This is a genomic window from Leisingera aquimarina DSM 24565 (assembly GCF_000473165.1).
In the GTDB taxonomy this organism is placed as follows: Bacteria; Pseudomonadota; Alphaproteobacteria; order Rhodobacterales; family Rhodobacteraceae; genus Leisingera; species Leisingera aquimarina.
On record NZ_AXBE01000011.1, the window covers coordinates 234753 to 248908 of the forward strand.

16 protein-coding genes are annotated in these 14156 nt (G+C 58.2%); 8 read left to right on the forward strand and 8 right to left on the reverse strand.

Going from position 1 to position 14156, the window contains the following annotated elements; translation table 11 throughout:
- Positions 1 to 51: 51 nt before the first annotated feature.
- From lhpI to AQUI_RS0101175, 6 genes are all read right to left on the reverse strand, one after another.
- Positions 52 to 984 (reverse strand): bifunctional Delta(1)-pyrroline-2-carboxylate/Delta(1)-piperideine-2-carboxylate reductase, encoded by a 933-nt coding sequence (gene lhpI / locus AQUI_RS0101155; RefSeq protein ID WP_027255899.1) that lies wholly within the window; start codon positions 982 to 984, stop codon positions 52 to 54.
- Between the two features lie 141 nt (positions 985 to 1125).
- Positions 1126 to 2565: an amidase gene (locus AQUI_RS0101160; protein WP_027255900.1), complete on the reverse strand. Its 1440-nt coding sequence runs from the start codon at positions 2563 to 2565 to the stop codon at positions 1126 to 1128.
- 203 nt (positions 2566 to 2768) lie between these two features.
- Positions 2769 to 3233 (reverse strand): Cu(I)-responsive transcriptional regulator, encoded by a 465-nt coding sequence (cueR, locus tag AQUI_RS0101165; protein WP_027255901.1) that lies wholly within the window; start codon positions 3231 to 3233, stop codon positions 2769 to 2771.
- 45 nt (positions 3234 to 3278) lie between these two features.
- Positions 3279 to 4322 carry a 2Fe-2S iron-sulfur cluster-binding protein gene (locus AQUI_RS0101170; RefSeq protein WP_245596817.1) on the reverse strand — a complete coding sequence of 348 codons (1044 nt, stop codon included), beginning with the start codon at positions 4320 to 4322 and terminating at the stop codon, positions 3279 to 3281.
- Positions 4323 to 4329: 7 nt separating this feature from the next.
- Entirely contained in the window at positions 4330 to 4563 is a 234-nt protein-coding gene (locus AQUI_RS32385) for a glutaredoxin family protein (RefSeq protein WP_084294188.1), read from the reverse strand.
- 64 nt (positions 4564 to 4627) lie between these two features.
- Positions 4628 to 7156, reverse strand: coding sequence for a heavy metal translocating P-type ATPase (locus tag AQUI_RS0101175; protein ID WP_027255903.1), 2529 nt, complete (start codon positions 7154 to 7156; stop codon positions 4628 to 4630).
- On the opposite strand from AQUI_RS0101175, the gene AQUI_RS31425 reads away from it, so the two are divergent.
- The 7 genes from AQUI_RS31425 (at position 7145) to AQUI_RS0101205 (ending at position 12659) form a co-directional block, all read left to right on the forward strand.
- Positions 7145 to 7501, forward strand: a complete 357-nt coding sequence (locus tag AQUI_RS31425) for a heavy-metal-associated domain-containing protein (RefSeq protein ID WP_211235975.1) — start codon at positions 7145 to 7147, stop codon at positions 7499 to 7501. The two genes, AQUI_RS0101175 and AQUI_RS31425, sit on opposite strands and share 12 nt — an antisense overlap.
- 319 nt (positions 7502 to 7820) lie before the next feature.
- Complete coding sequence (locus AQUI_RS26675) at positions 7821 to 9737, forward strand: ATP-binding protein (RefSeq protein WP_084294190.1); 1917 nt, start codon at positions 7821 to 7823, stop codon at positions 9735 to 9737.
- The gene (locus AQUI_RS26680; RefSeq protein WP_027255905.1) at positions 9730 to 10098 is read left to right on the forward strand and encodes a hypothetical protein; all 369 of its coding nucleotides are present in this window, start codon (positions 9730 to 9732) and stop codon (positions 10096 to 10098) included. Before AQUI_RS26675 ends, AQUI_RS26680 begins: the two co-directional genes overlap by 8 nt.
- Positions 10098 to 10193, forward strand: a complete 96-nt coding sequence (locus tag AQUI_RS29615; RefSeq protein WP_084294192.1) for a transposase — start codon at positions 10098 to 10100, stop codon at positions 10191 to 10193. The genes AQUI_RS26680 and AQUI_RS29615 overlap by 1 nt, the downstream gene beginning before the upstream one ends.
- A 100-nt stretch (positions 10194 to 10293) precedes the next feature.
- Positions 10294 to 10530 carry a hypothetical protein gene (locus AQUI_RS26685; RefSeq protein WP_051371732.1) on the forward strand — a complete coding sequence of 79 codons (237 nt, stop codon included), beginning with the start codon at positions 10294 to 10296 and terminating at the stop codon, positions 10528 to 10530.
- Between the two features lie 493 nt (positions 10531 to 11023).
- Positions 11024 to 12370 (forward strand): ISNCY family transposase, encoded by a 1347-nt coding sequence (locus AQUI_RS0101200; protein WP_027255906.1) that lies wholly within the window; start codon positions 11024 to 11026, stop codon positions 12368 to 12370.
- Positions 12371 to 12386: 16 nt separating this feature from the next.
- Positions 12387 to 12659, forward strand: coding sequence for a hypothetical protein (locus tag AQUI_RS0101205; protein ID WP_027255907.1), 273 nt, complete (start codon positions 12387 to 12389; stop codon positions 12657 to 12659).
- 193 nt (positions 12660 to 12852) lie between these two features.
- Here the strand turns inward: AQUI_RS0101205 and AQUI_RS0101210 are convergent, their stop codons facing one another.
- Positions 12853 to 13248 (reverse strand): (R)-mandelonitrile lyase, encoded by a 396-nt coding sequence (locus tag AQUI_RS0101210; protein ID WP_027255908.1) that lies wholly within the window; start codon positions 13246 to 13248, stop codon positions 12853 to 12855.
- A 50-nt stretch (positions 13249 to 13298) separates the two neighbouring features.
- Positions 13299 to 13700, reverse strand: coding sequence for a carboxymuconolactone decarboxylase family protein (locus tag AQUI_RS26690; protein ID WP_027255909.1), 402 nt, complete (start codon positions 13698 to 13700; stop codon positions 13299 to 13301).
- Between the two features lie 93 nt (positions 13701 to 13793).
- On the opposite strand from AQUI_RS26690, the gene AQUI_RS31430 reads away from it, so the two are divergent.
- A partial coding sequence (locus AQUI_RS31430) for a hypothetical protein (protein ID WP_211235976.1) occupies positions 13794 to 14156 on the forward strand: 363 nt, incomplete at its 3' end.

Genomic DNA, 14156 nt, shown 5'->3' on the forward strand with positions numbered 1-14156 from the left:
CTGCGCGAACTGGCCCCTCTACAAGGCTGCGGGGGCCTGTTATGTTCTGGTTCAGCTCTGTTTATAGGCCAAGATCGCCGCGCTTAAATCCTCGATCGCGGTTCCCACGCCTTTGAAAAGGGTTATTTCCTCGTGGTTGCCGCGCGGGAAAGCATTATCGGCGCAGATGTTTTTCAATGTCCCGGCGATTTCCGAGCGGGCCAAGACGCCATTTTGGATCGGAGTGATCAAATCGCCGCTTTCGCGGAGTGCGTCCTCGGTGTCGATAAACACGCTTGCGCGCTCGATGGCGTGGTCATCGGCTTCACGCATTTCGGGAGTAAAGCTGCCGATGAGGTCGATGTGCTGCCCGCTTCTCAGCCATTTTCCCTTAATTACTGGTGATTTGGCGAGCGTGGCGCAGGACACCACATCGGCCTCGGCAATGCCCTCTTCAGCCGTGTCGATGACGTCGGCTGTGATCCCCAAAGCGTTCAGATCAGCGGCCATGCGCTCAGCATTTTCTCGGCGAAGATCATGCACTAGGGTGTGCTCGATCGGCAGTACCTCCCGATATGATAGGGCAAGGTTTCGACCAACCCGTCCAGCACCGATAATCAAATGCGCGCTGCTGTCGGGGCGTGCAAGACGCCGCGCGGCAAGAGCTGACGCGGCAGCGGTACGTCGTGCCGTCAATTCGCCCCCGTCCAGCATCATCAAGTGTTCGCCGGTGTCACGGTCGAAAAGGATGTAGCTCGACGATATGGCAGGAAGGTCCCGACTGGTATTGCCAGGAACGACGTTGACCAATTTGACGCCGCCGAAACCTTCCTGCTGCCATGCCGGCATCAGTAAAATAACGTCATCTTCGGCAGCGGTGTTTCCAACGTTGTGTTGGTGACGAAGCGGAGTCTCGTATTCTCCGCGAAAGCCATGATCGATAGCCTCCACGAGTTTGTCGAAGGGAAGAGCGGCGCGAGTAGCCTCAAGGTCGAGAACTTTCATAGGTTTCCCCTATTGCAAGTTTGTAACTGATAACCGCATGGGCAATTGCCCGATGCAGCAAGTCGGCTTCTGCCGCGATGATCCCAGAAAGGTGCATCACTGCAGAGGCCGGAATGCTGAAATTCAATTTCCTAACTGATTTCAGTTGTTGGCGACGTGGATGCCGGGGCGCCGAGCGGTCCAATTCGTAGCTTCTTCGAGCTGTGCCGTAAGGTTGAGCAGAATATCCTCTCGCGCGACCGAGGACGCAATCTGCACACCGGCCGGCACACCGTCCACTATGCCGGTGGGAACTGCGATCGCAGGCTGTCCCGTCATGTTGAATGGGGCGGTCGAATTAAACCGAGCGAATAGTTCATCGTAATACTGATCGATGGTCCAGTCGGGATGGTTCTGGTTTGAATCCCCTAGCGGAAGCGCCAGATTCGCATAGGGTGGAAGAACTACTGCATCATAGGCCGAGAAGAATGTTCCCATCTGCTGGCAGATGCCCGACATGATCTGAATGCCCTCTTCAATCATCGGGGCGGTTATCTTGAGACCGGCCTCCGCGCCTCTGAGAGTACAGGTTTCAAACAATTCGGTGTTGGGTTCGACCCCTAAGGCTTGGGCAAGGCCATAGACACCACGCGCCAGGAACGACATCCAGAAACGGTAGTTCGCGGTGTGGAACTGTTCGGGATCGAAGGGGATATGGATAATGTCGGTGACGTTGTGCCCCATCGAAGACAACAAATTGCCGACTCGGCGTACCTCGTCCGAAAGCGCTTTCTGCGTAGGTTTCTCCCCTTTGAAGCCCTGTGGTGCGATGGCGATCCGCAACCCTGTCATTGGGCGCTTGATGCTTTCGCTGTACAAAATTTCGGGTTTAGCCAGCGGAACGAAGGAATTGGCCTCCGGACCATTGACGAGATCGAGAAGAACGGCCGAATCCCTGGTTGTGCGGCTCATTGCGAATTCGCTGACCATACCCATCAGGGGCAACTGGTAATCCGGTCCCAGCGGCGTGCGCCCTCGGCTGGGTTTCAGGCCGACCAAGCCGCAAGCTGCGGCCGGAATGCGAAGCGATCCCCCGCCGTCATTGCCATGCGCGAGCGGGATGACACCGGCAGCCACAGCGGCGGCAGATCCACCGCTTGATCCGCCTGCGCTGATTGAGGTGTTCCATGGGTTGCACGTGGGTCCGTTCGCAACAGGTTCCGTGGTGCCATTGAAGGCGAATTCCGGCGCTGCAGTTCGGCCAATCGTGGTTAGCCCAGCCTTCTGAAACCGTTTGAAAAGCTCGGAACTGTGCGGTGCGGAGAATATGTCGCCGGCCAATGCGCGCGACCCCATGGTTTGTGGAACTCCGGCAGCTTGGATAAGTATATCTTTGACCATGAAGGGCACACCACCCATCGCCCCGGAGGCATCGCCCTTGACCGGCACTTCGATTTCCCGGACGAGGAAATTCAGTGCGGGGTTCGTTTTTTCGATACCCTCTTTCGCCAGTGCGACGAGTTCATCTGCGGTGATCTCCCCTTTCGAGACGAGTTCTGCAAGTCCGACGGCATCGTGGGCCGCGTATTCCTCCAGGTTCATATAATCCTCCCAGTTTGAAAGCTTCGCCCGAGCCTACGGCCCGTTCAGAGCAGATGATATTGGGAGAAATACCAGTGTGGCGCAGGGTAACACCCTGTTGCGTTGCACTGCGCGTCTGGCGATAGGGCAGGCACCTTCAAGAAGCCAAGAGCCTTAGCGCAGGCCGTTTAGGACGGCCTGCGCCTCGGAGAGGAAGGGTACTGCTATCTTTTTGCGGAAAACTGGGTTTGCGCGATAGCACCGGACCGAGATTGTTTACGGTGAAGAGCGCACTCCAGATCATTCCCTTCTAAGTCCGCAATGATTGGGCAGTCCGGGAGGTGATCACCAGTACAGGCCTCGATCAAGGTCTCCAAGGTGCTGGACATGGCTTCGAGTTCCTGGATTTTCCGCTGAAGGGTATAGTAATGCGCTTGAGCAAGTTGCCGAACATCGGCGCTTTTACGCGACTTGCTCGTCCAAAGCCCAAGCAACTCCCCGATTTCCTCGACTGAGAACCCGAGATCTCTTGCGCGGCGGATGAAGCGCAGCATGTGCACATCCTTCTCGTAGTACTCGCGGTATCCCGATGCTGTGCGCTGTGCCGGCGGAATTAGACCGGTTTGCTCGTAATACCGGATCATCTTCGCCGACACGCCGGACTTATTGGCTGCTTCTCCAATGTTCATGTCTGCCCCTACTCGATTGTCTGATGCGGACTTCCGTTCCCGGGGTCAAAAGATGTCGGCGTGGATATCATCCGAGGCAAGGTTCGTGGCGAGCACGAGCTCGGTGACGGCCTCGATCATTGACGGCGGGCCTGCAGCATAAACCTTCCAGCCTGCCAAGTCACCGAAATCGTGTGCTAGAATGTCGTGCACCATGCCGGTTCGATGGTTTCCGCCTTTCGTCCCTTTCGACAGCACCGGGGTGAAGGTCATTCCGGGGTGACGTTTGCCAAGCGCCTTGAAGTGTTCCGTCAAGTAAAGGTCACGCGCTTCCCGTACTCCGAAGTAGACGTGGATGGGTTGGCGCATGCCCAGCCAAATGGCGCTCTCGACGATCGATTTGACCGGGGCGAGGCCGGAGCCACCGGCCACGGCAAGGATCGGACCGGTATGGTCCGTACGCAGGTACGCAGCTCCTAAGGGTCCCTTGACACGCAATGCGTCGCCGAGTTCGAGCTTGGCATGAGCATGTTCGGAAAACCGCCCACCGGGGACCCGGCAGAGATGAAATTCAAGCTCCGCCGCGCCGGAACGGTTCGCCATCGAGTAATCGCGTGACGTTCCATCCGGTAGCGTAAGTGTCGCGTACTGACCTGGAGCGAATTGGAGCGGATCGCCTTCGGGGCGAAGACGGACAAGCATGATGTCATGGGTCAGGTCCTGCACGGCGGTGACTTGGGTGCCGAAATTGCGCAGCGCGTGGCCAGGCATCGAACTTTCCAGCAGAACGGGCGCCAGCGCGACATCTCTGGTCGGAGTCGCTACGCACGGCAAAACCAAGCCACCAGCCTTCTCGTCCTGTGAAAGGGCTGAATCCGAATGGTCGCTATGTAGGACGTCACCTTCGGTTAATCGCGACTTGCACAATCCGCAACGGCCGATCTTGCAGCCATGGGGAAATGGAACGTTCTGTTCGAGTGCCGCTTTAAGGATCGTTTCCTTTTCAACTACCCGGAAGCGCTGGCCCCGCGGTTGCAGATTGGCCTCGTGGACGGTCGTGGACTTTGCGAACTGCAACGTCATTTCAGTTTCTCCATTTTCAAAGCGCATTCGATCCTTAACCTCTGGTCTGCGTAGGTATCGCGGGCACACCAGTGTCGATCGAAGTGATGGCCGGAACGCGCACACCGCAACGTGCCTTCGCCTCCCCTATGACCTCCGTGTCGCTAAGATTGTGCTCTTCGAACGCTATGCTTTCTCGGTCGAGCCATGCCTTGAACTGGCGGCAATCGGGACAAGTCGGGGTGGTGTATTTGGCGACGCCGGCCGTGTTCTTTGTCCTAGATTGCATGGATAAAATCCTTCTCTTGGATGGTCGGAGTGCCCCGGGCAGGGAAGACCCGGGGCACGTGCAATCATTCTGCCGGAGCCGCCACTGACGCGGAGGGCGGATGGCTGGGCGAAGTTTCGCCCATCATTGGGGCGATGAAACGCTTGAGCCGCAGCGCGTTTCCAAGGACGAAGACGCTAGAGAGCGCCATGGCACCCGCCGCGAAGACTGGTGACAGCAGAACCCCAAAGACCGGGTAGAGCACCCCGGCTGCGACGGGGATCAGAGCCGTATTGTAAGCGAAGGCCCAGAATAGGTTCTGACGGATGTTTCTGATGGTCGAATGACTCAGCGCGATAGCATTGGGGATACCTTTGAGGCTACCGGACATCAGTACAACGTCAGCCGCTTCTATAGCCACATCCGTGCCGGTTCCGATGGCTAATCCCACATCCGCTTCAGCCAGGGCTGGTGCGTCGTTTATGCCGTCACCGACATAGGCCAAACGGCCCATCGCCTTGAGGCGTTTGACGGCATGGACCTTTCCGTCGGGCAACACCTCGGACACCACCTCGTCGATTCCGAGCCGCCGGGCGATAGCCTTCGCTGTACGCGCGTTGTCGCCGGTGATCATCGCGACCTTGAGGCCAAGATCGTGCAGAGCCCCGATGGCTTCAGGCGTCGATGCCTTAATCGGGTCGGCCACGGCAATAATAGTTGCAAGCTTGCCGTCGATGGCGGTGTAGAGCGGTGTCTTGCCCTCGTCTCCCAAGCGCTCGGCCAGCCGATAGAAAAAAGCAGTGTCGAGGCCAAGCTTGCGCATGAAACGGTCGGCACCGATATGGATGCGGCTACCGCCGACTGTCGCTTCCACGCCGTAACCCGTCACTGAGGCGAAGTTTTCAACTGGCAGGCGCTCTAGTCTCTCGGCCTCTGCCGCCTCGACGATGGCTCGGGCAATCGGGTGCTCAGAGCGCGCCTCAACTGCTGCCATGTGCGCCAAAACCTCCACCCTGTCGAAGCCGTCTGCAAGGACGAAATCGGTTAGGGCGGGCTTTCCTTCGGTCAGAGTGCCGGTCTTGTCGAGCGCGACGACGCGGGTTTCTTTCAGGAGTTGCAGCGCTTCGCCTTTGCGGAATAGCACCCCCATCTCGGCGCCTCGTCCGGTACCGACCATGATTGAGGTCGGCGTGGCCAGACCCATCGCGCAGGGGCAGGCAATGATCAGCACGGCAACCGCGTTGACCAGACCAAAGGTAAGGGCCGGATCGGGGCCCCAGATCAGCCAAACTCCGAAAGTCAGCGCCGCCAGCGTCATGACCGCCGGGACGAACCACATGGTCACGCGATCGACCAAGGCTTGGATAGGCAACTTGGCGCCCTGAGCCGCTTCGACCATACGGATGATCTGCGACAGCATCGTGTCGCCGCCGACCGCCGTCGCGCGGAAGGCAAGCGCCCCGTGCTGGTTCACGGTGCCGCCCACGACCTCGGACCCGGCGGTCTTGGCGACCGGCACCGGTTCGCCGGTAATCATGGACTCATCGACATAGCTCTCACCCTCGACGACCTCGCCATCGACCGGCAAACGGTCACCAGGACGAGCTTCGACGATGTCGCCTGGGGTGACTTCGGCCACCGGGATCTCCACGATCGAGCCGTCACGGCGTACACGCGCGGTCTTGGCCTGAAGTCCGACCAGCCGCTTGATCGCCTCAGAAGTGCGGCCCTTAGCCCGCGCTTCGAGGTAACGGCCCAACAGTATGAGGGTGACAATCACGGCCGCGGCCTCGTAGTAGACATTGACTGTGCCCTCAGGCAGGACGCCCGGCACGAAGGTCGCCACGACCGAGAAGAGATAGGCGGCGAGCGTGCCGACAGCGACGAGACTATTCATGTCGGGTGCACCGCGAAGAAGCGCGGGCATGCCCTTTGTGTAGAAGCGCAGGCCCGGCACCGCGAGAACGAAACTTGTCAGCGCGAACTGCAGGAGCCAGCTTGCTTCGTGGCCAATAGTGGAGCCGATCAGGGAGTGCATGCCGGGAATGATGTGGCTGCCCATCTCGAGTACGAAGACCGGCAGCGCGAAAGCGGCGGCGAGGACGAGATCACGCTTCAGTAGCGCCTGTTCAGCGTCCTTGCGGGCCGTCTTGGCCTCATCCTCGGCGATGTCGCGCGCGACATCGCGCGCAGTGTAGCCGGTCTTAGCCAAGGCAGCGAGCAGGGCAGACACTTCGGCCGTTCCCTCCACCGTGGCCTGCTCGCTTGCAAGGTTCACGGTTGCGCTGGTAACGCCGTGAACAGACTGAAGCGCCCGCTCGACGCGCCCCACGCAAGACGCGCAGGTCATTCCTTCAACGGCAAGTTCGATGGTCTTTCCAGGGACAGAGTATCCGGTCGCTTCGACAGCACGGATCAGTTCGGGCCACACCGATGGGTTTGAGACGCTGACCTCGGCCCGCTCGGTCGCTAGATTAACGCTGGCCGACACCACTCCAGTGACAGCTGACAACGCTTTTTCCACTCTTCCGACACAGGAGGCGCATGTCATCCCTTCTATTGGGAAGTGTATCATTTTTGGCGTTTCCGGGGGGATTTCAATGTGAGCATTCATGTCCATTTCCTGTCGTTCGAATCATCACTCACAAAGAGTGATGCGGGTTCCAACGATTGGAAGGTCAAGCAAGAAAATATTTTCTTACATCACTTGACCTTACAACGATGGAAAGCCGTACTTGATGTGCGTGAGACAAAAGAGGAGATTCTCATGCGCTTTCAGATCCCGAACATGACGTGTGGTGGCTGCGCTAACAGGGTTACAAACGCAGTGCATTCGGTCGACCCCAAAGCGGAGGTGAAGGCTGACCCGGTCACGCTAACAGTAACGGTTGCCTCGGCGGAGCCCGAGCACCGGTTCGTTTCGGTTCTCGCTGATGCCGGTTATCCGCCGGAGAGATAAGCCGCGGGTTGCCGACTGAAACCGTCAGCCGCCGTGTTTCTTCGCGGCGGTTGGAAAAGTTGTAGGTCGGTGACAAAGGAACTGGGCGTTAGGCGGGTTGAACCGGTCCGTGGAATCTAGGCATATTCTGACGCTTCCCCTTTTGCTGTTTAAAAACGAGCCCGGAAACGATCCACCAGGCGGTAACGCTGTATATTCGGTTTCCGCGTTTGCACGTTCTACCGCTAACGCTCTCAATTGAGAACCTACAGAAATCCGCTGGGGTGCTGGAGCAGTATAGGTTGCTTCACCGACAGTTTAGTCGAGGCCACAAGAACATATGTCCCACATTGAAAATAATTCGGCTCACACTGTCTTGCAGTCAAGTTTGAAGGGTGCCTTCGACCATGTTGCCAGAATAGGAAGAAATGGTGCCATTCTCTCCGGCTGTGAGCGTTGTGAAGCTACGCGGCAGATGCTTCACGGTGTGAGCTCGGTTTATGAAACCGTAAACAAGAAGGACAAGAATGTCCTGCAACAGCTGATATCCGAGGCGTTTGCCTCCCCGGAGAAATTGCCCAGGGGGGTTCTTAGGTTTGTCGGTGCGGACAACACCAGCTCCTGGTTAGAAGTGGTGGTTTCAGCGCCTTTTTGCGGCGACGAAGCGGTTATCATGGCCAACGACGTGACGGACTGTGTGAGACTGAAGTCTTTTTCCGAAATTGTCGAAAACACTGTGTTGATCGGCAATTGGGAATTGGAGTTCACCGGTGCGCGGGCGATCTATCTATCGCCGAACGTGAAGCGGATATTTGAAATCCCGGAAGGCAAGAACCTCTCGACTCTGAACGAGCTTTTGGATTTCTTTCCATCAGATCAAAAAGCGCAGCTTCTTGCCGCTTCCGAGAAATTGTTTCTTTCCGGCACCTCCTTTGATTTGACGTTGAAGGTGAACGGGTGGCGAAACTCCGAAAAATTCGTTCAGATTTACGCGGATGCCCAAAATGTCGATGGCGCGGTGAACCGGATTTTCGGGACCTGCCGGGATGTGACTGAACGGGTCTTGAAGGAACGCGCCCTGTCAAAAGAAAAGGAAAAGGCGGAGGCCGCCAGCCGGACAAAATCGCAGTTTCTTGCCAATATGAGCCACGAGATCAGAACTCCGTTGAATGGGGTGATCGGTGTGGCTTCCCTCCTTGAAGCCACAGACTTGAATGACGAGCAAAGGAAGTTTCTTGCACTGATCCGGGAATCCGGGGATTTGCTCCTGTCTGTTCTGAATGACATCCTGGACCTGTCCAAGGTCGAGGCCGGGCATATGGAACTGGAGGCAGAGCCCTTTAAGGTGAGTGCCCTGATCGCCCGTCTGAAAGGCCTCTATGAGATGAAGGCCAAGGAGAAGGGGATTTATCTCTACGTCGACGTCAGATGCAATGAAATGATCGAACGGGTCGGTGACGCCAACCGCATCCTGCAAGTTCTGCATAATATTCTCAGCAATGCGGTGAAGTTCACCGAGAAAGGCCGTGTAATTCTCCGCGTCCATGACTTTGAGAACGAACCGCTTCATATATCGATTGCGGACACTGGAATAGGAATGACCGAGGAGCAGAGGTCACGGCTTTTCGAGCCCTTCATGCAGGCCGATTATTCGACAACCCGCAAATATGGCGGCACGGGCCTTGGCATGGCGATTGCGAAAAAGATGGTGGAAGCGATGCAGGGCGACGTGGCTGTAAAGTCCAGGGAGGGACACGGCACGGAGGTTTCGCTGAACATTCCGCTGCCCACCGTGACTGCTGCCAAGGTCCAGGCCGCAGCGCCCAGCAGCAATTTGGCGAGCTTCCAGGGCCGTCGCGCACTTGTTGCCGAAGACAATCGAGCCAATCAGGTGGTGATTTCAGCGATGCTGAGGAAACTCGGCGTTGAGGCCGACATTGCCGACAATGGTCAGCAAGCGGTGGAGGCCTGCAAAAACGGCGGGTATGACATTTACATACTGGACTACTCGATGCCGATTATGAACGGTGTTGAAGCTCTGCAAGCCATTCGTGAATTTGAACTGTCCCGGAATAGGGAACATACGTTCGCCGTCATTTGCACAGCCAATACGATGTCTTTCCAGGTAGAAGAATATCTGAGAGGAGGTTTTGACGTTCATCTGCCGAAACCTCTGACGCTTCAGGGGGTCAAAAAGGTGCTGGCTTTGGCATTTGAGGGTGAGGCTGCCTTGCCTTCGCCAGGCCCCGGTGCTTGAAGCGCTGGCGCATCTGGCCCGTACCGGCTGGTTCAGCCGAGTTCACATCAGGGGCGAAGCGTCGGAGCGGGTTCGCGTTCTTATTGGCGCACGGGAGCGCCTGATCAGGGTGCGCAAGGAGCTGGATACGCATGTTCGCGGTGTGCTGAAGATTTTCGGGATCTGCATTGGGCCAGTAGGCCGGGCAGACCTGCGGCAGGTTTTCCGCGACAAGTTCGCAGAGGCAGGCCAAACCGACCCGGCGTTCCGCCTGATGGCTGGCATTTTCATCCTGATCCACTGGGCCCTGTGCTCAGCCGCGGAAGCGATGGATGAAGATCTAAGGATCATCTGCGCCAAAGCGGCCTTGCCCGCCGCCTAATGACCGTCCCGGGCGTTGGGTCTGTCGTCGCGGTGTCCTTTATCGCTACCCTCGACAATGCGGAGCGTTTCCGGAGATCGAGGGGAATTCCCTAATAGCAGCTGGAAGAAAGCGGGACAGGTTTTTCAAGTTCGGTATGACCTGGTAAAACCAGGGGTGAACAGCGGTGCTCCGGCGTACAATTGTATTTACATTGTGGACGGTCAGGAGCACGTTCTGGTCCCGTCTAATGCCAGACCAAGCGGCTTTGTTGAGGAACGTCAGATCAACCTTTGGCCCGGTATCCTCAAAAAGCACCACCTGGAATACGGCGACGGTTCAATGCTGGTCTTCAACCCGGAGGATCAAACCATTTCTACCTGGATAGTCGGCTCTGACGGCAAGGCTGAACTCAGCACAACCGGCGAAAACAGAACAGCGGCGGAAAGCTAACCACGGCGCGGCGCGGCCGCGGCTTCCTGCAACTGACACTGACACTGACACTGAAAAAAAACACAAAATTAGCGCCGAAAACTCCCCGCCGGAAAAGTCTGCGCGGCGCATGGGCGTGTGCATGTCCAGGCATGCGTCGAGTTTCCCAAGTATCACGAACATTCTGAATTTCGCCCGCAATGGGCGAGATCCCGCGGTGCCGGACCCGCGGGTATTTGCCGTGCATCTGAGACTATGAGAGGAACGAGGGATTGGAGCCTGCGCAAAGCTGGGAACCGGCGCTGGTCAAAGGCGTGGAGCACGATGCGTACCGGCAATACTGCATCAGTCAGCTGCACGCTTAGCAGGCGCAATTTAGGTCAGATAGACTGACTTATTTAACATAAGCAGGATTATGGTCCGGAGCGCTGTACGCGCAAAGCTAAACTGTCACCCTTTAGCAATTCAGGAATGTCACTCTCGCCTGCCATGAGAACAGGCAGCGGGAGCAGACATGGGATGGGTAACGATGAGCGAGCGCGAACTGAACCGCGTGGAGGTTTTGGCGCAGATCGATGACGGCCGGCTGACGGTTGCAAATGGAGCGAACATGCTGGGCCTGACGCGCCGCCAAGTGTTCCGGCTGCTGAAGCGGTACCGGACCGAAGGCGCCGCAGCGATCCGGCACAAGGCGCGCGGCAAGCCTCCGAACAACCGCATCCATAATGCCAAGCGCGATTTTGCTCTGGCTTTGATCCGGGAGAACTATGCGGATTTTGGGCCGACGCTGGCATCCGAGATGCTGGCAGAGAACCATGGATTCAAAGTGTCGCGCGAGACCGTGCGCAAGTGGATGGCCGAAGATGGCCTCTGGTTGTCCCGCAAACAGCGCCGGACATTCCACCAGCCGCGGCTGCGCCGGGAATGCTTTGGCGAGCTGATCCAGATCGACGGTTCGGACCATCACTGGTTCGAAGACCGCGGCCCGCGCTGCACTCTGCTGGTGTTCATCGATGATGCGACCAGCACGCTGATGGAACTTCGTTTCGTTACATCTGAAAGTACGTTCAGCTACTTTGAGGCACTGGAGCACTATCTGCTCAAACACGGCCGCCCGGTGGCCTTCTATTCGGACAAGCACACCGTGTTCCGCGTGCCCAACCAGGCGGCGAAGTCCGGCTATGGGATGACCCAGTTCGGCCGGGCTCTGAATGAGATGAACATCGAGATTTTGTGCGCCAACTCAAGCCAGGCGAAGGGTCGCGTGGAACGCGCCAACCGCACATTGCAGGACCGGCTGGTGAAGGAGCTGCGGCTGGCCGGCATCTCTGACATAGAGACTGCCAATGCGTTCCTTTCCGGTTTTATGGAACGGTACAACGCTAAGTTCGCCAAGCCGCCAGCCCGCCCGGACAATCTGCACCGGCCCCTGAACGCCGAGCCGGACCGGCTGCGGGATATCCTGTGTTTCCGCGAGAACCGCTATGTCGGCAAGCAACTGACGTTTTCCTATGACCGCAAGCGGATCATGCTCGAGGAAAGCGAGATCACACGCGGCCTGGTCGGCAAATATGTAGACACCTACGCCTTCGTGGATGGCCGGTTTGAGGTGCGCTGGAAAGGCCGCTCCCTGCCCTACAAAATCTTCGACATGGATCAGCGCGTGACCCATGCGGCTATCACCGGCAACAAACGCCTGAGCGCTGTCCTCGAGCACATCAAAGAGATGCAGGATGCCGCCCCGCCCAAGCCCAAGGTGCGGACGAACTCAGAGAAGATGGGTTACAAGCCGAATGGCCGGAGACCAGGCCGGCCGTCAGGGTCGCGGGCCAAGAAGAAGATTGTGCACGCGGCTGAATAGGCCCAAGAATGAAGGCATGACTGCCGACGACGACCCAGAGATCATCTTCTCCGACTACACGCAATCCGTCGTCATCGACGGGCATCATTTCGATGTTGAGATCTACCGAACCAGCATCGATCCTGGCTGGATCCTGTCCGTGGAGAACCAGTTCGGCACGTTGACGGTTTCCGATAACCCGCCCTTCTTCGGTGATGGCCTCGCCTGGCGCGCCTTTGAAGAGATTGTGCGCGAAGAAGGTCTCAAAGCATTCTACAACCAGAAAGAGCGGCGAAAGCTCGGTCTATGACCTGAGCCCCGCAAGGCTTTTCAGCCCTTCGATATGTGGGGTCTACGGGCTGCTAAGCCTTGCTCACGTCACGCCTCTTGGGTGACATTCCTGCTTTGCCCAGCCGGTGACATTTCTGGATGGTTGCAACAAATGTTGTGGCCTGCAGCCCGTTACCGCGCTGCCGCACCGATACGCGGCAGCGCGGTCGCGATCAGGCGGTATAGTCCGCGTCGGAGACCTTCTCCAGCCAGGTCACCGGCGTGCCATCAATGCTCTCCTGAATGGCGATATGCGACATGGCGGTCTCAGGCGAAGCGCCGTGCCAGTGCTTCTCTTCGGCAGGAAAGAAGACCACGTCGCCTGCCGAGACCTCTTCGACCGGGCCGCCTTCGCGCTGCACGCGGCCACGGCCGAAGGTGATAATGATGGTCTGTCCCGCCGGATGGGTGTGCCACGCAGTCCGGGCGCCGGGCTCGAAGGTGACATGGGCACCGCTGGTGCGGCCTGGGGCATCTGCCTGGAACATGGGGTCGATCCGCACGGTTCCGGTGAAATAGGCCTCGGGACCGGGAGCGGAGGGCGTGCTGCCGGCTCTGATGATCTTCATGGAATATCTCCGTTGGTGAGGCGGCGGGGCCGAAGCCGCGCCGCAGGATTTCAGTTCGCGCGACTCTCGAAGACCTGCCGCGCAACGGGCATCGCCGAGAACACCTTGGGCCAGTCCGCGTAGAAGGCAAGATGCGAGAGCATCGCACCGGCCTCTTCCTGCATCAGTCCGTTGTCCATGGCGCGGTTCAGGTGGAAGGTCATCTGCTCGGTCTGGCCCGCCGCGATCAGCGCGGCGACGGTCACCATGCTGCGGTCGCGTGCAGCGAGGTCCGGGCGCAGCCAGAGTTCGTTGAACAGCAGTTCGCGCGTCGTGTCGACGACGCCGTCGACACTGTAGCCGGTGGCTGTAGGCAGCCCTGAGCGGCCGTAGACAAGGGTACCGCGCCAAGAATGCTGCCGGTGCGTAATTCCATGGTCACTTTCCCGGAAGCGGACCCTCGACAGGGCCAAGCTGCCTCATGTGATGCTGCGGGTTGCACCGGCGGCAGCGGAGCGCAGAAAGCAGGCTTTGCAGAATTCTGCAAAGCACACCTGGATGTCGCCTTGGGCCTGGCCGAACGCCACGGCGCAGCTTCGGGATTACAGCCGTTCGCAGATCGTGCAGCATTTCTCAAAGCCGAAGAACCGCACAGCCGGACATACCAGACTTACGCGCCAGCAGCGGATGCAGGTTCTGAAAGCCTAAAACTCTGTTCGCGCCTGCAGCAGCGGCAATTCAGCGGCGTCGCGGATTTTCCCGGACCGGACATTCAAAACCACGCTGTGGAGCAATTGCAAACCGTCCGTTCGCTGGACCTTAGTCGGAGAAGCGGCCCGAGCAAGCGCTCCCGCACGCATTCAGGTACTCGTCATGACGCTGTGTTCGCAAACTGCTCGCCGGTTTCAGTCAAAACGACGTCCAGTGGG